Annotated in this window: 25 protein-coding genes; 18 read left to right on the top strand and 7 right to left on the bottom strand. The window is 34.4% G+C overall.

The window, feature by feature from the left end; all coding sequences use genetic code 11:
• Nucleotides 1-15 precede the first annotated feature (15 nt).
• Both NST98_RS11485 and NST98_RS11480 read right to left on the bottom strand, forming a co-directional pair.
• The gene (locus tag NST98_RS11485; RefSeq protein WP_016838358.1) at nucleotides 16-636 is read right to left on the bottom strand and encodes a DUF47 domain-containing protein; all 621 of its coding nucleotides are present in this window, start codon (nucleotides 634-636) and stop codon (nucleotides 16-18) included.
• Between the two features lie 214 nt (nucleotides 637-850).
• The gene (locus tag NST98_RS11480; protein ID WP_340715162.1) at nucleotides 851-2,014 is read right to left on the bottom strand and encodes a class I SAM-dependent methyltransferase; all 1,164 of its coding nucleotides are present in this window, start codon (nucleotides 2,012-2,014) and stop codon (nucleotides 851-853) included.
• A 272-nt stretch (nucleotides 2,015-2,286) separates the two neighbouring features.
• On the opposite strand from NST98_RS11480, the gene putP reads away from it, so the two are divergent.
• Complete coding sequence (gene putP / locus NST98_RS11475) at nucleotides 2,287-3,777, top strand: sodium/proline symporter PutP (RefSeq protein WP_340715161.1); 1,491 nt, start codon at nucleotides 2,287-2,289, stop codon at nucleotides 3,775-3,777.
• Between the two features lie 235 nt (nucleotides 3,778-4,012).
• Nucleotides 4,013-5,296, top strand: a complete 1,284-nt coding sequence (gene hflX / locus NST98_RS11470) for a GTPase HflX (protein WP_340715160.1) — start codon at nucleotides 4,013-4,015, stop codon at nucleotides 5,294-5,296.
• A 73-nt stretch (nucleotides 5,297-5,369) separates the two neighbouring features.
• On the opposite strand, the gene NST98_RS11465 is transcribed toward hflX, so the two are convergent.
• Nucleotides 5,370-5,513, bottom strand: a complete 144-nt coding sequence (locus NST98_RS11465) for a hypothetical protein (RefSeq protein ID WP_172597780.1) — start codon at nucleotides 5,511-5,513, stop codon at nucleotides 5,370-5,372.
• A 771-nt stretch (nucleotides 5,514-6,284) separates the two neighbouring features.
• Here NST98_RS11465 and NST98_RS11460 point away from each other — a divergent pair.
• The 7 genes from NST98_RS11460 to zupT all read left to right on the top strand — a co-directional run bounded on the left by NST98_RS11460 (nucleotide 6,285) and on the right by zupT (nucleotide 13,787).
• A complete protein-coding gene (locus NST98_RS11460) occupies nucleotides 6,285-7,772 on the top strand; it encodes a peptide MFS transporter (RefSeq protein ID WP_340715159.1) in 1,488 nt (495 codons plus the stop codon).
• Nucleotides 7,773-8,125: 353 nt separating this feature from the next.
• On the top strand, nucleotides 8,126-9,079 hold the full coding sequence (locus NST98_RS11455) for an ABC transporter permease (protein WP_340715158.1): 954 nt from the start codon (nucleotides 8,126-8,128) through the stop codon (nucleotides 9,077-9,079).
• The gene (locus tag NST98_RS11450; RefSeq protein WP_016838352.1) at nucleotides 9,069-10,025 is read left to right on the top strand and encodes an iron chelate uptake ABC transporter family permease subunit; all 957 of its coding nucleotides are present in this window, start codon (nucleotides 9,069-9,071) and stop codon (nucleotides 10,023-10,025) included. The genes NST98_RS11455 and NST98_RS11450 overlap by 11 nt, the downstream gene beginning before the upstream one ends.
• A complete protein-coding gene (locus tag NST98_RS11445) occupies nucleotides 10,022-10,789 on the top strand; it encodes an iron ABC transporter ATP-binding protein (RefSeq protein WP_096549819.1) in 768 nt (255 codons plus the stop codon). Before NST98_RS11450 ends, NST98_RS11445 begins: the two co-directional genes overlap by 4 nt.
• A gap of 203 nt (nucleotides 10,790-10,992) precedes the next feature.
• Nucleotides 10,993-12,021: a siderophore ABC transporter substrate-binding protein gene (locus NST98_RS11440; protein ID WP_096549818.1), complete on the top strand. Its 1,029-nt coding sequence runs from the start codon at nucleotides 10,993-10,995 to the stop codon at nucleotides 12,019-12,021.
• A gap of 339 nt (nucleotides 12,022-12,360) precedes the next feature.
• The gene (locus NST98_RS11435; RefSeq protein ID WP_340715157.1) at nucleotides 12,361-12,792 is read left to right on the top strand and encodes a phosphatase PAP2 family protein; all 432 of its coding nucleotides are present in this window, start codon (nucleotides 12,361-12,363) and stop codon (nucleotides 12,790-12,792) included.
• A gap of 179 nt (nucleotides 12,793-12,971) precedes the next feature.
• On the top strand, nucleotides 12,972-13,787 hold the full coding sequence (gene zupT, locus NST98_RS11430) for a zinc transporter ZupT (protein ID WP_096549816.1): 816 nt from the start codon (nucleotides 12,972-12,974) through the stop codon (nucleotides 13,785-13,787).
• Between the two features lie 54 nt (nucleotides 13,788-13,841).
• On the opposite strand, the gene thrB is transcribed toward zupT, so the two are convergent.
• Both thrB and thrC read right to left on the bottom strand, forming a co-directional pair.
• Complete coding sequence (gene thrB / locus NST98_RS11425) at nucleotides 13,842-14,759, bottom strand: homoserine kinase (RefSeq protein WP_340715156.1); 918 nt, start codon at nucleotides 14,757-14,759, stop codon at nucleotides 13,842-13,844.
• The gene (gene thrC, locus NST98_RS11420; protein WP_016838346.1) at nucleotides 14,756-15,808 is read right to left on the bottom strand and encodes a threonine synthase; all 1,053 of its coding nucleotides are present in this window, start codon (nucleotides 15,806-15,808) and stop codon (nucleotides 14,756-14,758) included. Before thrC ends, thrB begins: the two co-directional genes overlap by 4 nt.
• A 251-nt stretch (nucleotides 15,809-16,059) precedes the next feature.
• Between thrC and NST98_RS11415 the strand changes: the two genes are divergently transcribed.
• The 3 genes from NST98_RS11415 (at nucleotide 16,060) to NST98_RS11405 (ending at nucleotide 19,428) form a co-directional block, all read left to right on the top strand.
• Nucleotides 16,060-17,301: an MFS transporter gene (locus NST98_RS11415; RefSeq protein ID WP_340715155.1), complete on the top strand. Its 1,242-nt coding sequence runs from the start codon at nucleotides 16,060-16,062 to the stop codon at nucleotides 17,299-17,301.
• A gap of 191 nt (nucleotides 17,302-17,492) precedes the next feature.
• Complete coding sequence (locus NST98_RS11410) at nucleotides 17,493-18,353, top strand: MurR/RpiR family transcriptional regulator (protein WP_340715154.1); 861 nt, start codon at nucleotides 17,493-17,495, stop codon at nucleotides 18,351-18,353.
• A gap of 148 nt (nucleotides 18,354-18,501) precedes the next feature.
• Nucleotides 18,502-19,428, top strand: a complete 927-nt coding sequence (locus tag NST98_RS11405; protein ID WP_096549811.1) for a manganese-dependent inorganic pyrophosphatase — start codon at nucleotides 18,502-18,504, stop codon at nucleotides 19,426-19,428.
• A 40-nt stretch (nucleotides 19,429-19,468) separates the two neighbouring features.
• Here NST98_RS11405 and NST98_RS11400 read toward each other — a convergent pair whose 3' ends face one another.
• A complete protein-coding gene (locus tag NST98_RS11400; protein ID WP_340715153.1) occupies nucleotides 19,469-20,845 on the bottom strand; it encodes an FAD-dependent oxidoreductase in 1,377 nt (458 codons plus the stop codon).
• Nucleotides 20,846-20,970: 125 nt separating this feature from the next.
• Here NST98_RS11400 and NST98_RS11395 point away from each other — a divergent pair, with 125 nt between their 5' ends.
• Both NST98_RS11395 and NST98_RS11390 read left to right on the top strand, forming a co-directional pair.
• Nucleotides 20,971-21,675, top strand: coding sequence for a DsbA family oxidoreductase (locus tag NST98_RS11395; protein WP_340715152.1), 705 nt, complete (start codon nucleotides 20,971-20,973; stop codon nucleotides 21,673-21,675).
• A gap of 119 nt (nucleotides 21,676-21,794) precedes the next feature.
• Nucleotides 21,795-22,433, top strand: coding sequence for an FMN-dependent NADH-azoreductase (locus NST98_RS11390; RefSeq protein WP_016838340.1), 639 nt, complete (start codon nucleotides 21,795-21,797; stop codon nucleotides 22,431-22,433).
• Nucleotides 22,434-22,569: 136 nt separating this feature from the next.
• Here the strand turns inward: NST98_RS11390 and NST98_RS11385 are convergent, their stop codons facing one another.
• Entirely contained in the window at nucleotides 22,570-23,100 is a 531-nt protein-coding gene (locus NST98_RS11385; protein ID WP_340715151.1) for a YceI family protein, read from the bottom strand.
• Nucleotides 23,101-23,352: 252 nt separating this feature from the next.
• Between NST98_RS11385 and murB the strand changes: the two genes are divergently transcribed.
• The 4 genes from murB (at nucleotide 23,353) to mntR (ending at nucleotide 26,212) form a co-directional block, all read left to right on the top strand.
• A complete protein-coding gene (murB, locus tag NST98_RS11380; RefSeq protein WP_340715150.1) occupies nucleotides 23,353-24,264 on the top strand; it encodes a UDP-N-acetylmuramate dehydrogenase in 912 nt (303 codons plus the stop codon).
• 134 nt (nucleotides 24,265-24,398) lie between these two features.
• Complete coding sequence (locus NST98_RS11375; protein WP_340715149.1) at nucleotides 24,399-25,172, top strand: exodeoxyribonuclease III; 774 nt, start codon at nucleotides 24,399-24,401, stop codon at nucleotides 25,170-25,172.
• A gap of 213 nt (nucleotides 25,173-25,385) precedes the next feature.
• Nucleotides 25,386-25,670, top strand: coding sequence for a late competence development ComFB family protein (locus tag NST98_RS11370; protein ID WP_096549807.1), 285 nt, complete (start codon nucleotides 25,386-25,388; stop codon nucleotides 25,668-25,670).
• 128 nt (nucleotides 25,671-25,798) lie between these two features.
• Nucleotides 25,799-26,212: a transcriptional regulator MntR gene (gene mntR, locus NST98_RS11365; RefSeq protein ID WP_016838335.1), complete on the top strand. Its 414-nt coding sequence runs from the start codon at nucleotides 25,799-25,801 to the stop codon at nucleotides 26,210-26,212.
• Nucleotides 26,213-26,233: the final 21 nt, after the last annotated feature.

The following is a 26,233-nucleotide window of genomic DNA, read 5'->3' as shown; positions in this document are numbered from 1 at the left end:
AACTCCGCTCCGTTATTATGCATTGCGCATGATAATTGTTTCTAGTGTATTTGCTACGTCTTGGCAATGGTCAGCGATATCTTCCAATTGGTTGTAAATATCTTTATATTTAATTAAACGGATTGGATCTTTTTCATTTAAGAATAGTTGTTTAATGGATGAACGGGATACTTCATCACATTCTCGTTCATAGTCCTTGATTAAAATAATATGATTTCTCATTGAAGTTAAATCTTTTTTATTTAACAAGTCGATTGCTGATACAATTTCATCTGCACTTCTTGTTATGTATTTTAAAAATGTGCGCATTGACTCGTCTAATTCTGGAATGGAGAACATCTCTAAGTGAGCAAAACATTGCTCTATACCATCTAATACATCGTCCATTTTAATAGCTAATGCTAAAATATCTTCTCTTTCGATTGGTGTCATAAATGACTTATTTAACATGACGATAAGTTCGTGTATTAAATTGTCACCATCCGTTTCAAATTTTTTAACTTTGATACTTAATTCCTTTAAATCAGCAATTGAATCGATATTAAAGTCGTTAGCAAAGTGAACTGCATCTCGCATGTTTTCAGCAATTTTATGTAATGACACAAAAAATGGATCTGATTTTTTTGGATTAAACATGAAAGTAATGCCCCCTGATATACGTTAGTTTTAAAACCTTTATTATGATAGCAAAAAAAATTCAAAAACTATAGAATGTAAATGCGGAAAATAACAAAATTTACATTCCTGTAATATTTATTTGGTAAGAATTAGTTATTGTGGAGAAAATAAGGAATATAAATAAGCATATTAATTGGCAGTGCCATATTAATATGCTTATTATGGATTGACTTTATGATAAGTATTCTTCAAGTTCCTTTTGCAAAAATGGCTTTGCTGATAAGAATTCAATAAAAGCTTTGTATCTTTCTAATTCGTTTTTGCCCGGTTTCTTTCCAGTATAAAAACCACGTATCAATATATTTTTAGGTGTATGCTCCATATCGATAAATTCCATTAACTGTACTTCATATCCGACTAATTTTAAAATTTCTGCACGAATTGAATCGGTTGCGAGAGCGGCAAAACGTTCTTTGATTAATCCGTGTTGTGTCATGATTTCTAATTGCGGGGCGTTTAATTGACGATTCAATTCATGTTGACAGCATGGTACGCTTAAAATAACTTTTGCTCCCCACTTTACAGCTCGAGCCAGTGCCATATCTGTTGCCACATCGCAAGCATGTAATGTTACAATCATATCTACAGATGTCTCTTCATCGTAATCATTTATATCTCCTACAATAAATTCTAAATTGTCATAATGTAAATCTTTTGCAATATTATTACATTCTTCGATTACTTCTTTTTTTAAATCTAGTCCTGTAACTTTAAGATCTAAACCTTTTTCGATTTTTAAATAATGATATAAGGCAAAGGTTAAGTAAGACTTCCCAGAGCCAAAATCGATAATCCGAATTTGCCGATTTTTCGGTAAGTAATTTAAGGAATCGTCAATAAATTCGAGGAACCGGTTGATTTGTCGGAATTTGTCGTATTTTTGTTTTTTGACTTTTCCATCAGGAGTTTGAACCCCAAGCCGCACTAAGAATGGATAAGGAGTTGTTTCATTCAGCAAGTAATTCTTTTTACGGTTATGGGCTAAAGACAGCTCTTTTTTTATTTCTGCTTGTTCTTCTTTCCAAAAGACTTTATTCTTTTTAGATAATTGTATTTGAATTAAGCGATCGGTGAATTGCCCGTGAAATTGTCTAAATTGCTGTAGCAACTCATCTAAATAAGGATGGAAATTTTCTAATAGGATATTTTTATGTTTTAATATCCTTTCATATTGATATTCCAGTTGAACATGGTATTGTCCTTTTATTTCAACTGGCTTTAATTTAACTCTTTTCAATTCATCTGATTTTTTCCTTGGCTGACTAATGGTTGCAGATATTAGTTTTTTATTAAAAATATGCTCAAGTAATTGTTGTTTCATATCAGTAAATTCCATGGATATCAAACCTTCTTCGTTTTAGGATAATCGACAATAGTTTAACACATAATACATTATTGTTATAGAAAAGGTCGAGAAAATTGTAAACCGTGTTGACGGAAAATCATTTTAAAACGGAAAATTATACAAAAAGAGAATTTTCCAAAAAAATATTATATCCAAAAACCTATCCCTATGTTAAAGTATTGTTATAAAAGATTTCTTAGAAATCGACATTATTTTCTCTATTTCGACATATTTTAGTATGTAACAACAAGGAGGAGAATTTTATGAGTGAGTATGCTTTCCAAATGTTAGCGATCATATTATATATGATTGCAATGTTATTAATTGGTTGGTATGCATTCAAAAAAACATCTAACTTAAAGGAATATATGTTAGGTGGGCGCGGATTAGGGCCAATTACAACCGCTCTAAGTGCTGGAGCAGCCGACATGTCAGGTTGGTTATTGATGGGGTTACCTGGTGCCATTTATGCAGCAGGTTTAGTAGAAGCGTGGATTGCGATTGGTTTAACAGTTGGACAATATTTAAACTATGTTTTAGTCGCACCGCGTTTACGCGTTTATACGCAAATTTCTAAAGACTCTATTACAATCCCGAGCTTTTTAGATAACCGACTTCGTGACAATACGAAATTGCTTAGAATTGCATCAGGAATCGTTATTCTTGTATTCTTCACGTTCTATGTATCTTCCGGTATGGTTTCTGGTGGTAAGTTTTTCCAAAGTTCCTTTGGATTTGATTATCACACTGGGATGATTGTTGTAAGTGCAGTTGTTATCATTTATACATTATTTGGTGGATTCTTAGCGGTAAGTTATACAGACGTAGTACAAGGAACGATTATGTTCTTCGCTTTAATTTTAGTTCCTCTTGTAGGCGTTTTCATTACAGGAGGATTTGGTGAAACTGGAAGCGCTATCACTGCTGTAAATCCTGAACATTTAAGTTTATTACCGTCAACAGCAGTTGTTGCAGGAATTATTTCTTCTGTTGCTTGGGGTCTTGGATATTTCGGACAACCACATATCATCGTTCGCTTCATGGCCATTAATACTGTAAAAGAAATGAAAAGTGCCCGTCGCATCGGAATCGGTTGGATGATATTAAGTTTGGTTGGTGCGATGTGTACGGCTCTTGTTGGGCTTGCTTACTTCCAACAAAACGGAATGACACTTGATGACCCAGAAACGATTTTCATTGTAATGGGACAAATTTTATTCCATCCATTTATTGCAGGTGTTTTACTTGCAGCCATTTTAGCGGCAATTATGAGTACGATTTCATCTCAATTAATCGTTACTTCTTCAGCATTGATTGAGGATATTTATAAAGCGGTGTTCAAAAAAGATGCTTCCGATAAGCACTATGTGACAGCTGGACGTTTAGCAGTATTAATTGTATCTGTTGTCGCAATGTTTTTAGCTTGGAATCCAAATAACTCAATTTTAGATTTAGTTGGATTTGCTTGGGCTGGATTTGGTTCATCCTTTGGTCCAATCATTCTCCTTGCTCTATATTGGAGAAAGTTAACAAACATTGGTGCATTAAGTGGAATGGTTGTAGGTGCTATTGTAATATTCGTTTGGGGTCAATCTGCTACTCTTTCAGGTATGATTTATGAAATGGTTCCTGGATTCTTCTCTAACTTAATTGTGGCGGTTGTTGTCAGTATGATTACGTATAAACAAAATCCAGAAATTGAAGAAGAATTCAATCAAACATTAGAGGTTTTAAAAGCGGAAAAGCAAAAATAATGAGTTATTAAGGAAGGGTCCGTCTGAAAAGTTATGTTGAGACGGACCCTTTGCGACGAGGATAGTGGAAACTTGTTTCGACTACCGCAGGAGCAAAGATTTAGCAAAGATTATGATTATGAATAAGTAAGGGTGTCTGGAAAGTTTTCGACTTTCAAGACACCCCATTTCTTTTTCTTTCGCAGGGTATACTGTATAATAACGGGATAAGACCCATTGTTCGGAGGGCAGGATTATGACTCAGTTAAAAGAAGTAGAGATGATTAAAGAGAAAGCAATTTTAGTGGGTGTCAACTTAAATGACCCAAATTTCGAATATTCAATGGAAGAATTGGCAAATTTAGCGGAAGCCCTTGACGTCGAAGTGGTAGGGCAAGTAATTCAAAATTTAGAGCGCATTAATCCATCTCATTATGTAGGAAAGGGAAAAGTAATAGAAATTAAAAATTTTTTTGATGAAGTTGGTGCAAACTTAGTCATATTCAATGATGAACTATCTCCTTCGCAAATCCGAAATTTAGAAAATGATTTAGATTGCAAAGTGATTGACCGAACAACATTAATTTTAGATATATTTGACCGCCGAGCAAAAACAAAAGAGGCTAAGTTGCAAGTAGAATTGGCACAGCTGCAATATATGTTGCCTAGATTAGTTGGATTACATTCTTCTTTATCAAGACAAGCTGGAGCAACAGGTGGGGGTCTTCGAAATAGAGGGCTTGGTGAGACAAAACTAGAGCTCGATCGACGGAAAATTGAAGACCAAATTTCAAAGTTGCGAAAAGTACTAGAACAAATTAAGGAACAACGAGAAACGCAAAGAAAAAAAAGACGAAAAAGTGAAATTCCTGTAGTGTCACTAGTAGGGTATACTAACGCAGGGAAGTCAACAATTATGAATCAAATGCTTGCGAAATTTGGGCAAGAGGATAAAGAAGTATTTGAAAAGGACATGCTGTTTGCAACGCTAGACACCTCTGTGCGAAAAATTGAATTGCCGGATAAAAAACAATTTTTACTTACTGATACCGTTGGATTTGTAAGTAAGCTCCCCCACCAATTAGTAAAAGCCTTTCGATCAACATTAGAAGAAGCGAGAGATGCGGATTTATTGTTACATGTAGTGGATGTTTCTAACAGTGAATATAAGTTTATGATGGATGTTACGAATCGTACATTAAAAGAAATCGGAGTAGAAAATGTTCCAACCATTTACCTTTATAATAAATGTGACTTAGCCAAAATTTCTTACCCAAAAGTTTACGGAGAAGACCTTTGGATATCCGCGAAAGAAGGTAAAGGATTGAATGAGTTAGTTGAATGTATTCGGAAACATCTTTTTTCAAATTATTACACTTGTGAAATGTTTATTCCTTTCAACCGGGGGGATATCGTATCCTATTTGAACGAGAATGCATCAGTAAAGTCAACAGAGTATGAAGAAGCGGGAACAAAGTTAATAGTAGAATTGAAAGAATCAGATTATAAAAAGTTTGAAGACTTTGTAGTCAAGAAATAATCGAGTAGGAGGGAGTGATTAGCTCCCGTCCTCTCACACCACCGTACGTACGGTTCCGTATACGGCGGTTCAATTAAGATAATTGACGCAAGTTTTCATAACTTCCGTGAATAGCTTGTCTTCTTATGCCAGTGGTCACTCCACCCTCCAAGAGGTCTCCCACGGGATTCACCGCTTCCTTCCTCAAGTGAGGTACTACGTTTTCTGTGTTCATCATGACTCACTGAATGCCAAGGGCTATTCTCTCTTAATTGTTCGGTCCTTCTTAGTAGTTCTAAACCAACTAATACTATGACCTCTGCTGACTTCTGACGGTTCAGCTACTTATCACTAAGTAGGTTATGAAGCGAACTTCACCTATCCGCCAGACCTCCCCGGGTAAGTACATGCACTTTCACACCATCTATCCGCCTCATTTACTCGATATGACCTTCGACAGAAAGAGCTTTGTTTTGTTACGCAAACTCACTCAATCATACCTAGCCTTATATGAGGTTCGTGTTCCTCGGACCGGTGTTTTGCCTCCAGCTTCCTTCAGATTCCGCGTCACCACGGACACCCTTTCGTTGAGCTAACCTCTACTTCTGTCTTCGGGGTTCGGGACTTACACCCTATAGTTCATGTACATGCCGGGCGCACGTAGAAAGCGAGTGGAATCAAATTCCCCTCGCTTTTTTGGTATGTATAGACTTGATACATTCCAAACTACATAACAGGTGACAAATTATTAGAAGAAAAACTTTTCAAAAGATAGTAAATTAGTGAATTTGTTATATCCAAATAATAAAAAAGGTGGTTATAGAGACATAAAACAGTTAAAATGATAAGAAATTTAGAAAAATATAAAATAAACTTAAAATTTAAACATTATACAGATATATTGAAAATGCTGTGGAAATTATTTAAAAATAGATATTGTAGTTGCTTCAGAAGTGATGAAATTTTCAGAAAAAAATAAAAAGTATAATAAAAGAAAGAAGGGAAAGATATGTTATCTAAAGAGGAAATTGTGAAATCTGTCCCCCAGAAAGGCTTTTTTGGACATCCTAAAGGATTATTCACACTATTTTTTACTGAGTTCTGGGAACGCTTCTCATATTATGGAATGCGCGCCATTTTAATTTTTTATATGTACTATGAATTGCATGAAGGTGGATTGGGGCTTGAACGCGGAACTGCGAACTCCATTATGGCCATCTACGGTTCTTTAGTATATATGTCTGGTATTATTGGTGGATGGTTGTCTGACCGAGTTTGGGGTCCTCGTAAGACGATGTTTTATGGCGGAATCCTCATCATGATTGGGCACTTCATTTTAGCTCTTCCACTTGCTTTAACAGGTCTCCTTATATCAATGGTATTTATCATTATTGGTACAGGTTTATTAAAAACGAATGTTTCATCAATTGTCGGCGAGATATACGCAGAAAAAGATAGCCGTCGCGACTCTGGTTTTAGTATTTTCTACATGGGTATTAACATGGGAGCATTTTTAGCTCCGTTTATTGTTGGGACTGTAGGGGAAACTTATAGCTTCCATTTAGGATTCGGTTTAGCAGGTATTGGAATGCTGATCGGTTTAATTATTTACATAGCCACGCAAAAGAAAAATCTGGGCTTAGCAGGTCTTCAAGTTCCAAACCCATTAAATGAAGCTGAGAAGAAAAAAGCAATTTTGAATTTCACAATCATTATTTTAGCGATTGTTGTTGTATTAGGCGGTTTGTATGTAACTGGCAATTTAACAATGGGTGTATTTAGTACGATTATTACAACTTTAGGTGTATTAATTCCTACAGCATTTTTCATCATCATGTATAGAAGTCCAAAAACGACAAAAGATGAAAAATCTCGTGTTTTAGCATATATTCCTTTATTTATTGCCGCAGTAATGTTCTGGGCAATTCAAGAGCAAGGTGCAACAATTTTGGCAACTTATGCAGATACGCGAACAAACCTAAATGTTGGCGGCTTTGAATTAAAAGCTTCTTGGTTCCAATCATTAAATCCATTATTTATTATTCTTTTTGCTCCAGTTTTTGCTTGGATTTGGATAAAACTAGGTAATCGTCAACCTTCAACACCACTGAAGTTTTCCTTTGCACTATTCTTCGCAGGTGCTTCATTCTTAGTGATGATGATTCCTTCAAAACTGTCTGGTGGAACAGAATTAGTAAGTCCATTATGGCTAGTATTATCATTTTTCTTAGTTGTAATAGGGGAGTTATTGCTTTCTCCAGTGGGGCTATCTGCAACGACAAAACTTGCTCCACAAGCTTTTGCTTCTCAAACAATGTCTCTTTGGTTCTTAACTAGCGCGGCTGCACAAGCAATCAATGCACAGCTAGTAAGAATTTATGAAGCCGTTACGGAAATTGTTTATTTTGGTGCACTTGGTGGATTATCCATTATTTTTGGTGTCATCATATTACTATTTACTCCGATTATTTCTAAAGCAATGAGAGGAGTAAAATAATAGGAAGGGGAGCCGTTTGATATTTTGAAACGGCTCCTTTGCGATGCGATAGATAGGTAGAAGTGTTTCGACTACCGCAAGGAGTAGAGATTTTAAATAAATCATAATTATGACAAGGTGAGGGTGCTTAGAAAGTATATGCTTTCTAGCCCCCCCTCTTTTTTATTGTGTGGAAAATAAGAATATACAGTCAGGATGGTATATAAAATAAGAAATAACGCTGAAATTCATTTGATTTTCATTCTCAATTGTATTTGATTTTTATAGTTTTTCTCTTTATAATTATATTGTACTTGGTGATGAGAATCATTTTCATTAATGAGTACAGAAAAAGAGAAAATTGGGGAGCCAAAATGAGACTATGGATGTTGATAGTAGCAGCAATCATCCTGTCATTCATTTCGCTATTCATTGGAGCAATCGATATAAAACCTACTGATTTACTAGACTGGGAATCACAAGAAACTCAAATATTTCTAATTAGTAGGGTCCCTCGATTACTTGCCATTATTTTAGCGGGTGCAGGAATGAGTATTGCTGGTTTAATTATGCAAAGTTTAAGTAGAAATAAGTTCGTATCACCTACGACAGCAGGTACTCTAGATGCAGCTAAGTTAGGGATTCTTATTTCCATTTTGTTATTCTCACAAGCTGCATATATGCAAAAAATAATTTTTAGCTTTGTGTTTGCATTTGCAGGTACGATTTTATTTATGCAAATTTTAGACCGCATCAAATTTAAAGATGCGATTTTCGTACCGTTAATCGGTATTATGTACGGAAATATTTTATCCTCCATTACGACATTTTTTGCGTATGAAGGGGATTTGATTCAAAACATAAATACTTGGTTAATGGGTAGTTTTACACTCATTATTTCAGGACGTTATGAGCTGTTATATGTAAGTGTTCCTGCCATTATCTTGGCTTATTTATATGCGAATAAATTCACGGTTGCCGGAATGGGTGAAGACTTTGCAAAAAATTTAGGCTTAAGTTACAAAGCTGTGTTGAACCTCGGTTTAATTCTTGTGGCGACCATTTCTACGACCGTTGTTTTAACAGTCGGTGTAATACCTTTTCTAGGTTTGATTGTTCCGAATATTGTGTCAATCTATATGGGGGACAACTTGCGCAAAACGATTCCACATACAATTGTACTGGGAGTTGTTTTCTTATTAGTCTGCGACATTATTGGTCGAGTAGTGATTTATCCATACGAAATACCGGTCAATGTAACAGTTGCAGTAATTGGTAGTTTGCTCTTCTTAATTATGTTGTTTAGGGGGAGAGCATATGCGAAATAATGTTGTGAAATTAATAATATTAGCGATTATTGCAATCATTTGTATTTTACTTTATGGATTTTACGATATTAAAGGTGGATTCGATTATGCTTTCCCTCGACGTATGATGCGCGTTGGAGCAATGGTGATTACTGGTTTTGCAATCGCTTACTCAACGGTCATTTTCCAAACAATTACGCACAATCGAATATTAACACCATCGATTATGGGAATTGACTCCATGTACGAAGTGGTGCAAACCCTTATATTCTTCTTTGCAGGATCTGCATCAATCTGGGTAGTCAATCAATATTTAAACTTTTTCGCGGCGCTCGTCGCTATGATCATATTTGCTATTTTGTTATACCGTACATTATTTAGAGCAGACAAATATCCAATCTATTTGCTTTTATTAATCGGAATGATTATCGGAACATTCTTAGGTAGCTCCGTTTCATTCTTGCAAGTATTAATTGATCCAGTTGAATACTTGAGTTTACAAAACGTACTTTTCGCAAGCTTTATTAAAATTAAAGTTCAACTGTTACTTGTTGCAAGTATTATTTTAATCTCTGCCTTTATTATAGGTTTTAGAATGCTACATCAATTGGACGTTGCTACATTAGGCCGAGACAACGCTATAAATTTAGGTGTTAATTACGATCGTTTAGTGATGAATGTATTAATTTTAGCTTCAGTTCTTATTGCAACATCAACAGCATTAGTTGGTCCAATTACATTCTTTGGATTGATTGTTGCCAATCTATCCTATCAATTTTTTGTAACGTACAAGCATTCAGTTCTCATATTAGGAGCTGGTTTAATTGGTGTTATTGCGTTAGTCGGCGGGCAATTTATTGTTGAACATATTTTTGAAATGAAAACGACTTTAAGTGTCATTATTAATTTTATTGGTGGTATTTACTTTATATACTTATTACTAAAGGAAAGTAGGGCACAAGGATGATTGAAATTAAAGGGTTGACGAAAAAGTATGGTAATAAACCAGTTGTAAGTGATGTATCATTATCGATTCAACCAAAGGCTATTACTTCCTTTATTGGACCGAATGGTGCTGGTAAATCGACATTGTTGTCAATGGTTAGCAGGTTAATTGATGCCGATACTGGCGAAGTGTTATTGGACAAACAGAACGTAAAAAATTGGAAGTCTAATGAATTTGCTAAACGAGTTTCAATCCTTAGGCAATCAAACTTTCTTAACGTTCGATTAACTGTAAGGGAACTTGTGTCTTTTGGACGTTATCCATATTCAAGAGGAAGACTTACACCTGAAGATGAGCAATATGTGGACCAAGCGATTGAATACATGAATTTGAAGGGAATTGAAGATAAATTTTTAGATCAATTGTCTGGTGGGCAAAAACAACGAGCTTTTATTGCGATGGTTATTGCCCAAGATACTGAATATATTCTTCTAGACGAACCATTAAATAATTTGGATATGAAGCATTCTGTGCAAATTATGAAGATATTGCGCAAACTTGTTGATGAATTAAATAAAACGGTTGTAATTGTATTACATGATATCAACTTTGCTTCAGTTTATTCAGATTATATTGTGGCATTAAAAGACGGTAAAGTTGTGAAAAATGGGCCTACAGAGGAAATTATTAATTCAGAATCTTTACGAGAAATTTATGATATGAATATTCCAGTGCAAGAACAAAATGGTTGTCGCATTTGCGTATATTTTAACTCTCATACGTAATCATAATGATGATTTAGAAAAGCTTAAATGCTTTTCTAAATCATTTTAAAATGTAATACTTTTTAAATCATTTAATAAAAAATGTAAAAAAATATATTGACGAACAATAAGCTAATGATTATAATTAGAGTCAGTTATTGATAATGATTATCAATATCAAAGTGTATTAAAATATAACATAAGGAATAGGAGAGAAAGTTATAATGAAGAACTGGAAATTATTCGCAGTTATTCTAACAATGCTTGTATTTGTTTTAGCTGCATGCGGTGGCAAAGAGGCAGAACAAAATACGGGTTCAAATACAGATGAAGGAAATACACAGGGACAAGCTCAAGAAGATGGCCGATTCCCAATGACAATTACATCTACAATTTCAGAAAGCAAAAACGAAGAAACTGGTGCAACTACTGTATTTGAAGATGTTGTTTTAGAAAAAATGCCTGAAAAAATTGTTGTATTTGACTATGGTTTCCTAGATACACTTGATGCTCTTGGTGTTGAAGGAATTGTTGGTGTTGCAAAAGATGGTACATTACCAGAACATCTTTCTAAATTTGCTGCTGACGAATATGCAAGTGTTGGTTCATTAAAAAGCCCATTACTTGAAGATATTGCTGAATTACAACCAGACGTAATCTTCATTTCTGGTCGTCAAGCAACTTTCTATGACCAATTAAAAGAGATTACTCCAAACGTAATTTTCGTTGGTACTTCTCAAGATGATTACTGGAACACATTCTTAAAATCAGTAGATATTGCAGCACAAATTTTCGATAAAGAAGAAGAAGCGAAAGAATTTTTAGCGAAATTCGATTCAAAACTTGAAGAAATTAAACAATTAGCAAGCCAATACAAAACTTCATTAGTTACAATGTATAACGAAGGTAAATTATCTGGCTTTGCTACAAATTCACGTTTCGGTTATGTATATGATATTTATGGATTTACTCCAGTAACTGAAGATATCGAAGCTTCATCTCACGGTTCAAATTTTGGTTTTGAAGCCATCTTAGAATTCGATCCAGAAGTATTATTTGTAGTTGACCGTACTGCAGCTGTAGGTGGACAATCAAACATCGAAGCTGACATGGAAAACGCAATTATCCAAAAAACACAAGCTTATAAAAACGGTAAAATCGTATACTTAGATGGTCCGCTTTGGTATTTAAGTGGTGGAGGCTTACAATCTGAACTTGCGAAAATTGATGAAATTTTAAATGAATTAAAATAATAAATCGTTTGTCCAGTCATGGTCACCCAATACATCTTTGGGTGATCATTTTTTTGTCTGTTAACATTGATTTTGCAAATGTGATGAAATGAATCCATTATTACTGTTATTGTTGTATAATATACTTTTTACTGAATAACATCTAAATTGCACAATATGTTAATAAGAATATTTATTTTTATTATTAAGCTTTCATAAGGGTGATTTTTAATATTTTAAGGTGGAGAAGTTGATGAATAACCGTGTATTACTTTACATTAGTGCACTGTTTCATTTATTCTCTTTATTATTTTACGCTATACTAATGACACTTCTACTATCGTTTCATTTGATCAAAACATGGAATTATTATTAAAAGGTAATAAGTTTTTCAGCTTTTTCCACTATTTTGGTGAAATTTCACTAATAGATTTAATCGCTATTATTGTATTATTCATTTTATGGTTAAAGTTCAAAAATTACAGAGGAATGCTTTTTGTGATTCTTACTATTCCGATTGGCCGATTGATCAATCATTTCGTAAAAGAATGGGTAGCACGTCCACGACCAGAAATAGCAGATCAAATGGCATCGTATAGCTTTCCATCTGGTCATGCTATGATGGGGTTATTGTATTTATTCACCATAGCTTATTTATTGTCTGAACTTACTAAAAATCATAAAAGTAAGTTGTGGTATTGGATTGGAGGATTGGTGTTAGCTATATTGACAGGATTATCAAGAGTGGCGGAGAAAAATCATTTTGCAACAGCTGTAATGGCTGGAGTTTAGGATTTACATGGTTTTGTATTTGTATTTTTTTGTCTGAAAGTATTAAATGCTGATATAGCGTTTATTTTTTTGAAATAAGTTTTCTAAATCCACAAAATATAGATAAGGTAAAAAAAGTTGCACGAAGGAAAGTTCTGCGTATATAATAATATTAGGATATTAAAAGAAAGGATGTTCGAATGAGTAACATCATATTAGCATTTAGTCTGACCTTATTTGCAGGGTTAGCAACTGGACTTGGTGCGCTTATAGCATTTTTTACCGAGAGAACGAATAAAAAGTTTTTATCTGCTGCTTTAGGTTTTTCAGCTGGCGTAATGATATATGTATCATTAATTGAAATTTTTTTTAAAGCGAAAGATGCATTAACGGTTGCTTTAGGAGAGTCGAAAGGGTATTGGATGACGGTGATCGGATTTTTTGGAGGAATGCTATTTATCGCTATGATAGATAAGGTGATTCCGAAAAAAACAAATCCTCATGAAGTAAAAACAGTAGAGGATGTTATGCAAGCAGAATTATCACCTAAGGAATTAGATGAAGCAAATTTAATGAAGGTAGGAATATTTACGGCACTTGCTATCGGTATTCATAATTTCCCTGAAGGGATTGCGACTTTTATGTCAGCAATACACGATCCGAGTGTGGGAATTGCTATTGCCATTGCCATCGCTATCCATAATATACCTGAAGGGATTGCTGTAGCTATACCGATATTTTATGCAACTGGTAAGAGGAAGAAAGCTTTTAAACTTTCCTTTTTTTCAGGACTTGCAGAGCCGATTGGTGCACTCGTTGCCTTTTTAATATTGATGCCGTTTCTAAATGACATTATGTTTGGAATAATTTTTGCAGCAGTTGCAGGAATTATGGTGTTTATTTCTCTTGATGAACTATTGCCAGCTGCGAAAAAATATGATGAGACCCACTCATCTATATACGGGGTGGTTGTGGGAATGGCGGTAATGGCGATAAGTTTAATTTTGTTGTCATAAAAGTATAACAGGAGTTGTTCTAAAGTAGGGAACTTTCGAACAACTCCTGTTTTATTATGCTTTAGAAACGCTTGATATTTCTTCTACATAAACGCCACATTGATCTGGTTTTGTCAGAATGATTTTATGTGTCGGGAATAATTCCTCCATTTTTGCAACAAATTGTTGACCTATGGTATTTGGAATTATTGAAATCATTGTTGGTCCAGCACCACTTAATGCAGTACCATACGCTCCAGCTTTTTTTGCTTCCTTGCGAATTTCATGGTAATAAGGGATAAGTTCTGCACGGAATGGCTCATGGAATAAATCAGATTCCATATATTTTCCGATGCGTTCATAATCCTTTAATACTAATGCTGCTGCGAGCATATTTGCACCAGCACTTGCTTGGACGGCATATGGTCTATGGAATGTTTTTGGCAACACATCTCTTGCTTCAGAAGTTTTTAACTTTACATTCGGAATAAATAATACAAATGATGCTTCAAGGTCATGGATGTGAATTGTATCAACATTGCATGCTTCATCCATTGTTGAAATGGTTAATCCTCCTAATATAGAAGCAGTGGCATTGTCTGGATGGCCTTCAAACTGTGAAGATAGATTTAATTTATCTTGCACAGATAATTGAAGGTCACAAAGGAGGTTTGCAATTTCAATTCCTGCTACAATTGCTGCTGCACTACTGCCAATTCCTCGAGCAAAAGGCAGTTCACTTGTCATTTCGATACGACAGCTAGGCATTTCTCTGTTATATTGTTTTGCAGTTTCATGAGCGATTTTATAAATTAAGTGATCTTTTATTTCGAATTTTTTTGGTAACCCTTCTGATAAATGGATAATTTCCCATTCATCTTGAGGAGAAACAGTTAACTTTAAATAAAGTGATAGGCTAAGCCCTATAGAATCAAATCCCGGGCCTAAATTTGCAGTGCTTCCTGGAACTGTAATTTGCCATTTTTTACTCATACTAAACCCTCAATGTAGTTTCGAATTTCTTCCATGTTATTTTTCAAAGAAACGACTTCCACAGTCGATACATTCATAGCAGTATCAGGGTCTTTTAGCCCGTTCCCCGTAAATACAGTGACCACTGTGCTACCTTTTTCAATTTTTCCGTTATTTACGGATTTGATTACACCAGCAAGGGAAGCAGCTGAACCTGGTTCGACAAAAATTCCTTCACTTTTTGCGATTTCTTTATATGCAGCAATGATTTCTTCATCAGTAACGGAGTCGATTATTCCATTTGATTCATCACGAGCCGCTTCAGCGAATTTCCAACTCGCAGGATTACCAATGCGAATAGCTGTCGCAACTGTTTCAGGATTGTCTATTGGTTGACCTTTTACAATGGCAGCTGCTCCTTCTGCTTCGAATCCATACATTTTAGGTAAACCACTGTTTTTTGCTTCATTATATTCTTTAAAGCCTTTCCAATAGGCAGTGATGTTACCTGCGTTACCAACCGGAATACATAAATAATCAGGGGCTTTTCCTAAAGCATCGACAATCTCAAAGGCAGCAGTTTTTTGCCCTTCGATACGGTACGGATTGACAGAGTTTACGAGCGTTACTTTTCCTTCTTCACCAATTTTACGAACGATTGAAAGAGCATCATCGAAATTTCCATCAATTTCAATGATTTTTGCACCATACATACAAGCTTGTGCTAATTTCCCAAGAGCGACTTTTCCTTTTGGAATAACGACAATTGATTGAATACCTGCGCGAGCAGCATAAGCGCTAGCAGCAGCAGATGTATTACCAGTAGATGCGCAAATAACACATTTTGCTCCTTCTTCCACAGCTTTTGCTACTGCAACGACCATTCCACGATCTTTGAAAGAGCCAGTAGGATTTAATCCTTCGTATTTTCCGTATAATTCTATGCCTAGTTTTTTAGATAAATTTCCTAAGTAAATTAAAGGAGTATTTCCTTCATTCAAAGTTAATGTAGGTGTTTTTTCTGTCACAGGTAAAAATTCTTTATATTCTTCGATAAGACCTTTCCACATAGTAAAATCTCCTTTTGTTTTCACTGGGTGAACATCTGTTTTTATATAAAAGACATTTTAGCGCAGAATAATAGTATATTTCAATAGAAAACGAAAAATTTAAAATATTATATACACAAATTATTTTATCATTTTTATTAAACACAAGATAATTAATTACAAAAATAAATCAAATATAATACTTGCTAATAATAGTGAATGGGTTTAATGTAATAATATCATCTAAATTGTAAAGACAGGTGAAATAACAGATGGATAATAAGTTGTTGCAATCCAAGAAAACCCGGACCATCTCTCGCAATAAATTGTTGGGGGTTGCTGGTGTCGGATGGTTATTCGATGCAATGGATGTCGGAATACTTTCATTTATTATTGCAGCACTAGCGGTAGATTGGGGTCTTTCCTCCAATGAAATGGGCTGGATTGGAAGTGTCAACTCTATTGGGATGGCCGTAGGAGCTTTTCTATTCGGATTGCTGGCAGATAAAATAGGAAGAAAAACCATTTTTATTGTAACACTATTGGTTTTCTCCGTTGCAAGTGGTATATCGGCATTTACAACGACATTAGCTGCGTTTTTAATTTTACGATTTATTATTGGTATGGGACTTGGTGGTGAACTTCCTGTTGCTTCTACATTGGTTTCGGAAAGTGTACCAGCTAAAGAACGTGGTCGGGTAGTTGTATTGTTAGAAAGTTTTTGGGCATTCGGATGGTTGTTAGCTGCAATCATTGCTTACTTTGTTATTCCAAGTGATATATGGCCAATTGCCGGTTGGAGAGTGGCATTAATCATAACAGCTATACCAGCATTATACGCGGTGTTTATTCGTTTGCATTTACCTGACTCTCCTCAATTTGCCGCAAAACCTGAGGCGAAAAAACGCACTATTTTTCAAAATATTAGTGGTGTATGGTCAAAAAAATATGCGAAGTCTACCCTTATGCTTTGGGTTCTGTGGTTTTCCGTTGTATTTTCTTACTATGGAATGTTTTTATGGCTTCCAAGTGTTATGGTAGGAAAAGGCTTCAGCTTAATCTCTAGCTTTAAATATGTCTTGATTATGACCCTAGCTCAACTACCAGGTTATTTTACTGCTGCATGGTTTGTAGAAAAGATTGGGCGAAAATTTGTATTAGTTACTTATTTATTAGGAACAGCTGCAAGTGCTTATGTGTTTGGACAAGCAGAATCCATTACAGTGCTATTAATTTCGGGAATTCTTTTATCCTTCTTTAACTTAGGTGCTTGGGGAGCTTTGTATGCTTATACACCGGAACAATATCCATTAGTAATTCGTGGAACTGGCGCAGGGATGGCAGCAGCAATTGGACGGATTGGAGGCATTTTTGGTCCTTTGCTTGTAGGGTGGTTGCGTACGGCAGGATTTGATTTCGGATTTATTTTTGCTGTATTTTGCATTTCGATTGTAATTGGTGTAGCGGCAGTTGTTTTTTTAGGACAAGAAACAAAACAAATAGAACTTGAGTAAATTTCATGAAGGAAGCTTTTCGAGAACAAAAAGCTTCCTTCATAAATTTGACAATTTAATGAATATTTGCTTAGTTACTCTTAAAAATTTTTCTGAAAACTCATTGTATTCACTCATTATACATGTTACCCTACTTTTTATAATATTGCATACATTATAGTAATTTCATGAAGGAGGAATTCATTAAGAAAATGGGCTTTTGTGATGAAGTGAAGAAACGCTTTATCCGACTTTCAAGGGGACAACGTAAAGTAGCGCAATTTGTTATAGAAAATCCGAATGTAGTCGCTACTCATATTGCCTCTGAAGTAGGAAAAATGATCGGTGTAAGTGAGTCAACAGTGATTCGGTTTTGTTATGCAATGGATTTATCTGGCTATAGTGAACTGCAAGATAGAATTCGAAAGGATTTATTAGAATCGAAACATGTTTCGGCTGGCGAACAATTATCCATTGGAAAAAAACATGAATATTTATTCAGTGAAATAATGAATCGGGATGTAACGAGTATTTTAAATACAATACAATGCATTGATGCAGAAAGCTTTGAAAAAGCCACAATTTATTTACATGAAGCAGGGATCATTTATACGTTGGGTTATAGACAGTGCGCTCCATCTACATGTTATTTAACTTCAATGTTAGAAAATTTCGGAAAAAAGGTTACTCAAATCAAATTTAATGTTGAAGATATTGTAAACCAAATAAATAGAATGGATACAGATTCAGTATTGTTTGTAATCGCTTTAGATTCGGTAGTAGAAGATATATTAACAATTGTTAAATTAGCGAAAAATAAAAAGGTCAAAATTATTGCTATAACAAATTCTTCCATATCCCCTGTACGTGATTATGCAAATATCAGTTTTGTTGCAGGGGCTCAAAAACAAATTGCTTTCGAAGCAAATACCGCAGCTAATTCCCTTGTACACGCTCTCGTCGAAGGTATGACTCTACATAATAGAAATTATTATAAAAAGTTTTTAAATTTAAATGCTCAATTAGATGATCGTCTCCATTTTTTAGAAAAAAGAACGTTAACAATGAAATAGTGATACTTAAATATTCGTAAAACTTTGAATTTTGCAAAAAACGTTTTGTTTTTCATAAATTTTATGTTATATGTTACGTTTTTCTATTATAAAGAAGTTATGATAAAATAGACACGGACTATACACAAATTTAGGAGGAACTATTTGAATGAGCAAAGTAGTAGTTTTCGGACATAAAAACCCTGATACAGATTCGATTACATCCGCAATCGTTTATGCTTATTTAAAACAGCAACTCGGAGTAGATGCAGAAGCGGTAAGACTTGGTGAAATTAATAATGAAACAAAATATGCTTTAGAAAAGTTCGGTTTCGAGCCGCCAAGACTTATTTCAAATGTTGCAGAAGAAACTGGTGTAGTTATTTTAGTTGACCACAATGAGCGCCAACAATCTGCAGACGGAATTGAAAACGTAAAAATTTTAGAAGTTATTGACCATCACCGTATTGCAAATTTTGAAACAGCTGATCCGTTATATTATCGCGCAGAACCAGTTGGATGTACGGCAACGATTTTAAATAAAATCTTCAAAGAAAAAAATGTTGAAATTCCTTCAAACATTGCTGGATTAATGCTTTCTGCCATCATTTCTGATACGCTTTTATTCAAATCTCCTACTTGCACGGAAGAAGATGTACAAGCAGGTAAAGAGTTGGCTGAAATTGCAGGAGTGAATGCGGAAGAATACGGTCTTTCGATGCTAAAGGCTGGTGCGGATCTTTCAGATAAATCTTTAGAAGATTTACTTTCTTTAGATGCGAAAGAATTTACGTTTGGTACAGTGAAATCCGTTGTTGCTCAAGTGAACGCAGTTGATGTGAATGATGTGTTGAACCGTAAAGAAGAATTAGTAAGTTTACTGAATAAGAATGTTGAAGAAAAAGGTTTAAACTTATTCTTCTTCTTCATTACTGATATTTTAAACAACGATTCCGTAGCGATAGTTGCAGGAAATGCTGCTCTAGATGCAGCAAAAGCATTCGGTAAGGAATTAGTGGATAACCAATTCGATTTACCAGGAGTAGTTTCACGTAAAAAACAAGTAGTTCCTGTGTTAACAGATGCATTAAGTTAAAAAAAGACGGTGTTCAAGGTAAATCCTTGACACCATTTTTTTATTCCAATGATAGTGGATATACTGCTGGGCCTTCAATGACGTTACCCAACTTATCGAATCGTGAACCATGGCAAGGGCAATCCCAAGTTTCATCCGCTTCATTCCATTGTGTTTTACAACCTAAATGGGTGCATTTTGGAGCTTCTATTCGCATTAAATATCCTTCTGCGAGATTCGATACTGTAAAGCCAATTTCCTTTAACATTCGCATAAAAGTTTTCCCGAACATATTTCTCGAAGGACTATAAAGATATTGGGCAGGGTGCTGTCCCTCAGTAATTTGTGTTGAAATAATTTCACCTGCAACAAGCGAGTTGGAAAGCCCCCATTTCCGATAACCAGTAGCAATATATATACTCGGTTCACTTTCTGAAATGCGGCCTACGTATGGAATATAATCTGCTGTATTTGGATCTTGAGCACTCCATAAATATTCAGGTTTAGGCAAATCGAAAGTAGACATAAGCTCTTTTTCTAACATTTCATAATAAAATTGTGTGTTTTGAACAGCACCTGCAACATGGGAGCTGCCGCCGAAAATAAAGTATGGTTGATGATTCATTAAAGCTGTTCGAATTGTTCGAGAAGATTGATCGGTAGATAAATATTGCCCTTTCAATATCTCCGAAGTTTTCGTTGCCATTAAATAAGAACGGTCAATGGATAATTTTGCAATTTGCAGCCCCTTTATCGCCTCGATGGGATAATGGGTTGCAAGCACTATGGATTTGAAGTTTACTTCAAAATGATTCTCCGTTAAAAGGCGATTTTCATCAATAATTAATTTTGTTACCCTTGTATTTACAAATAGTTTTGCTCCCGCTTTTAATGCTAATTTTGCAAAATGATTCGTAAATTTCGTCGGATGGATTTGATAGGTATTTTCCATTTTTAATGCATTGATCACATCAAAAGGCAGTTCAGTATCAGTTGTTTCGATTCCTTGTATACCTATTTTCTTGTAAGCCTCTATTTCTTTCTTGATTTTTTCCGCACCCTGTTCTGTTGTTGCATATAAATAAGAATCAACTCGTTGGAATGTATCCGCTATTACATCATGAAGTGCGTTTTCAATAGCCGTTGCATTGGCATCATAATAGGTGCGCACTTCTTCTTCATTAAAAGTGTTCAGTAATAAATCATAAACTGCACCATGTTGGGGAGTTAGTTTTCCCGTAGAGTGACCTGTTGTACCATACGCAACAGAAGATTTCGCTTCTAGCAAAACAACATCTATCCCTTTGTTTGCAAGAAGATAGGCAGTATAGACCCCCGTTAATCCACCGCCAACTATACATACATCGCAGTTCAGGGAAGCGGATAATGATGTTAAAGATAAAGGGGTTACATTATGTAACCAAAGCGAATTCTGCATGAAAATCCCCCTAAAAATGTGTTTTTTACGAGTATGTAAAAAAAATCATTACATTATTCAGTAGGAGCATATATTTTGTTGTTTTAAGAGGATACAAGTAAAATAGCGAAAAAGGAGGAAAAGAAATGAAAGTAGAAGTTTGGTCAGATTTCGTTTGTCCATTTTGTTATATCGGAAAGAAGCAGTTGGAGAAAGCAATTCAAGATACAGGGTATATTGGACAAGTGGAAGTAGAATTAAAAAGCTTTTTATTAGATCCTACAACATTAGAAGATTCGGATGAGTCCATTTATGATCATCTATCAAAAAAATATGGGATGCCGATTGATGAAGTAAAGAAAATGACAAACAGTGTTGTACAGCGGGCGAATGAAGTAGGACTTCAATATAATTTTGATGAACTAAAAACGGCAAATACTTTAAAGGCTCATCGATTGTCAAAATGGGCTTATTCAAAAGGAAAAGGTATAGAGTTCAGTGAACGGGTATTCCATGCGTATTTCATTGAAGGGAAAGCTATTGGAAAAGAAGATGTGTTAATCAAATTGGCAGAAGAAGTTGGACTTGAGAGTAAAGAAGTAGAAGAAATATTGAAGAGCAATCGATTTTCTGAAGAAGTCGAAAAAGATATTCAACAAGCTCAAATTTACGGTATTCGGGGTGTTCCATTTTTTGTATTTGAAAACAAATATGCAATCTCAGGAGCACAACCTCAAGAGTTATTTAAGCAGACAGTAAAGAAAGTAGCTGAAGAAAAAGGATTAAAACCATCATTACAAATGCTCGGCGGAGACGGAGATATTTGCTCGGACGGACATTGCGATATTTAAGTTCAGTCAAAAGTATGAGTGTTATTTGCTTGATAAAATGAATCCCCCCTTTTATACTTGATTTTGTGAATCTTGAATTTGAGATGTTTAAAATTAAAGAAAGGGAGCATATATACATCATGAAAAATGTGTTAGTAATTAAAGCAAATAACCGTCCAGACGGAATTTCAACAAAAATGTTTGAAACATATATTGAAGAAGCGAAGAAAATTGAAAATATTAATCTAAAAATATACGATGTTTTCGAAGAAGATATGCCATATTTCGGTCAACAATTATTCGATGCATTGGCAAAACAAAACGAAGGTAAAGAATTAACGGAATCAGAGTCTCGTTTACTAGCTGCGAAGAAAAAAGCGATGGATTTAGTAAAAGAAGCAGAAGTAATCGTTGTTGCTTTCCCATTATGGAATTTAACAATTCCTGCACCTTTACACACATTCATTGACTATATTTATCAAGCAGGATTTATGTTTAAATATAATGAAAAAGGGCAACTAGTACAGTTATTAACAGATAAAAAATTCGTCATTTTGAACGCACGAGGTGGATATTACTCGTCACCAGAAGCTCAACCGATGGAAATGAGTGTAAATTATATTAAAAATGTTCTTGGTAATATTGCGGGAATGGAGCTTCTTGATGAAGTGATTATTGAAGGCCATAACGCTGAACCAAATCGAGCAAATGAAATAATTGAAGCAGGTTTAGAACAAGTAAAAGCTTCTGTTCAAAAACTAGTACCAGTAGCAGTTTAATAGAAAAAGTGGTGCCTGGAGTGATTTCAAGGCACCCCTTTATTGCATATAAATGTATGGACGCTTCAATATGAATTTATTAAAAATGGTTATCTAATCCACTATGTTTCTTAAATAGATTTAGATTTATAAAACACTATAGTATTGGATAAATTTCAAATTCCGCATTAACATCTACTAATTCTCCAATTAGAAGTCCTCCAGATTCTAACCTTGCATTATAAGTTAAGTTAAAATCTTTTCTGTTGATTTTCGCTGAAGCTGAAAATCCATACGTATCTTGTCCCCAAGGGCTTTTAACATGTCCTTTATAAGTCGTTTCAAAGATCACAGGTTTTGTTACTTCTTTTATTGTCATATCACCATGTATGTAAAATTTATTATGATCGATTTGTTCTATGCTTGTTACGTTATAAGTGATTTTTGGATATTTATCCGCATAAAAAAACTCGTTTGAAGTTAAATGTTGATCTCTCAATAAATCGTTTGTTGAAATACTGGCTACATCAATTTCTATACTAATGTTTGCATTTGTTAAATCTTCAATTGAATCTGCTTCGATTTCCGCATGATAAGAATTAAAATGGCCTATTACATTTGCTATCATCATATGTTTTACAGAAAAAGTGATGGAAGAGTGGGAAAAATCTACAGCAAACTTTTTCATTTTTTCACCTGCTTTCAACATTCTTATTTTCATAATAGTTTATTATAATGTTAGAGACAATACTTGGAAGTATTATTTATAGTCTAAACTTTTATAACTAATGAAAAACATGGTACACTTATTGAGGAAAGATTTATGTTTTGAAAAGTTGGAAAATAATCGTAAAATTCTTGCAATTAAAGCATATATTTGCTTGTCAAAAAGTATACAATTACAGATACAAGGTTTAATACAGGAAAGGAATATGCTTTTATGACAATTGAACAATGGGTTAAGGATTTATCTGGGGTTACAAATAAAGAAAATATAAAAATAAACGAATCGTTAAAAAAATATACAATGACAAAACTTGGAGGAAATGCTGATATATTAGTCATCCCGGAGACGGAAGAGGAAGTTGAGGCAATTGTACAGTATACGTATAGCCATCAAATTCCGTTGTTAATTTTAGGAAATGGTTCTAACATGATTGTTCGTGACGGTGGCGTTCGTGGAATTGTGATGAATTTATCGAAACTCAATCAAATAAAAATTGAAGGAACCGAAGTGTACGCACAAAGTGGAGCACTTATTATGGATGTTTCCAAAAAAGCAGCAGAAGCAAGTTTAACAGGCTTAGAATTTGCTTGCGGAATTCCAGGTTCAGTAGGTGGAGCAATGGCGATGAACGCCGGTGCTTACGGTGGAGAAATCAATGACATCATCGTTCATTCCACAGTACTAACTAAGGAAGGAAAGCGTCTTGTATTATCAAAAGAAGAATTAGAATTAGGTTATCGAAAAAGCATTATAGCTCAGAAGAACTATATTGTGCTTTCATCATTATTCCGACTAGAAAAAGGTAATAAAGAAGAAATTGATGCAAAAATTGCAGATTTGACTTATAAACGACAATCTAAACAGCCGTTAGAATATCCTTCAGCAGGAAGCGTATTTAAACGCCCACCAGGTTATTTTGCTGGAAAATTAATTCAAGATTGTGGTCTTCAAGGAAAAGGGGTTGGCGGAGCAGAAGTTTCTACAAAACATGCTGGGTTTATTATTAATAAAGGAAATGCAACTGCGACGGATTATATAGAAACAATCAAAATGGTCCAAAAAGTTGTAAAAGAAAAATTTGGTGTTGAGCTAGAACTTGAAGTGAAAATTGTTGGAGAAGATTAATGTCCAAGATAAATCATTGGAAATTTCCCAATTGAATCTTTATTATTCATAGGGAGGTAGCAACCTTCATTAAAAAGGTTGCTTCTCCCTTATTTTGTTTTTCTTTAAATTTTTCATACGTAGTAGGTGGGAAAGTGAAATTTATTTCGTGGAATGTTAATGGAATACGAGCTTGTTTAAAGAAAGGGTTTTTAGACTACTTTAATAGAATGGATGCAGATTTTTTTTGTATTCAAGAAACGAAATGTCAAGCGGGACAAGTAGAGCTGCCGCTAAAAGGATATTATCAGTATTGGAACTATGCAGAGAAAAAGGGATATTCAGGAACAGCAGTTTTTACGAAGTATAAACCTCTCTCCGTAAAATATGGAGTCGGGGAAATGGATTCTGAATCAGAAGGAAGAATTATTACATTAGAATACGATTCATTTTATTTAGTAAATGTGTATACACCAAATTCACAGAGGGATTTAGCAAGATTGGATAAACGATTGCAATGGGAAGATGATTTATTCGATTATTTGAAAGCGTTAGATTGTAAGAAGCCTGTTATTTATTGTGGAGATTTAAATGTCGCTCATCAAGAAATTGATTTAAAAAATGCCAAATCCAATATCGGAAATTCTGGATTTACCTTTGAAGAAAGGGGAAAAATGACAAGATTATTATCAGAAGGTTTTACTGATACGTTTCGATATTTATATCCAAACCGAACAGATGCATATACTTGGTGGTCCTATATGAATAAAGTAAGAGAACGGAATATTGGATGGCGTATCGATTATTTTATCGTTTCAGATTTGATTGTCGATGCGATCATAAATAGTGAAATACATTCTGAAATTTTAGGAAGTGACCACTGTCCAATTGTTTTGGAATTAAATGAAAATTTATTAGTTCGTAAATAATAGGTAATTATTAATAATAGATAGTCCTACTAAAGATATAATATCAAGGAAAAATGTAAAAATGTTAATAAAAATGGCAGATTTTGAAATAATTCTACAAGATGAAATTGTATTTATAGGGATTTCTATGAAAAAATAACTTGATACTATTGAGTATTTAGTTCTATCCGTTTATAGTATTACTTAATAAAAGTGAACGGAGGGAAACAATGTATGTCACAACTTAGATTAGTAAATGTAATGGAAGAGATAGTAAGCGGACTTGTTCGTTATTTTTTACGAAGTGTGGAATATCAAACATTCTGTAATTGTGAAGAATGCGAATTAAATATAGTGGCAAATGTGTTAAATAATTTGCCTACATATTATGTAGTTTCTTTAAATGCTCGAGAAGAAGCGTTTAAAGAATTAAAGGACTCAAGAAATATAGAAAACATTAATAAGGAAATTATACGTGCCATTCATGCTGTAGGCAAAAGAAGTGGCCATGTAGAGTAATGATGTCCAAAAAGTTGAAAACTAAACTTTTTGGACATTTTTGTTTGATTCTTTTGCCGTTAAAAGTTACATTTTTTAGTTACATTGTAGTAAACTGAATATGATAGACGAAAGTGAGGGGTCGTGTTATGCCAACACCTAGTATGGAAGATCATATCGAACAAATATATTTATTAATTGAAACAAAAGGATATGCCCGGGTGTCTGACATAGCTGAAGCTTTATCGGTTTTACCTTCCTCCGTAACAAAAATGGTGCAGAAACTAGATAAAGACGGTTATTTAGTATATGAAAAATACAGAGGGTTAACACTTACACCAAAGGGAGAAAAGCTTGGGAAGCGACTTGTTAAACGACATGAACTTCTTGAGCAATTTTTAAGACTCATTGGTGTTGATGAAGATAAGATTTATGAAGATGTGGAAGGGATTGAACATCATTTAAGTTGGAATTCAATCGATCGCATCGCAGATTTAGTTCAATTGTTAGAAGAAGATGAGGAAATTGTAAAAAAGCTTGAAAAAATGAAACAACAACCATAATTTATTGGCGGAAGGGAAGCA

Origin of the sequence: Ureibacillus sp. FSL W8-0352 (genome assembly GCF_038004345.1) — a bacterium.
Lineage (GTDB): Bacteria > Bacillota > Bacilli > Bacillales_A > Planococcaceae > Ureibacillus > Ureibacillus thermosphaericus.
This window is presented reverse-complemented; position numbering and strand designations above follow the sequence as displayed.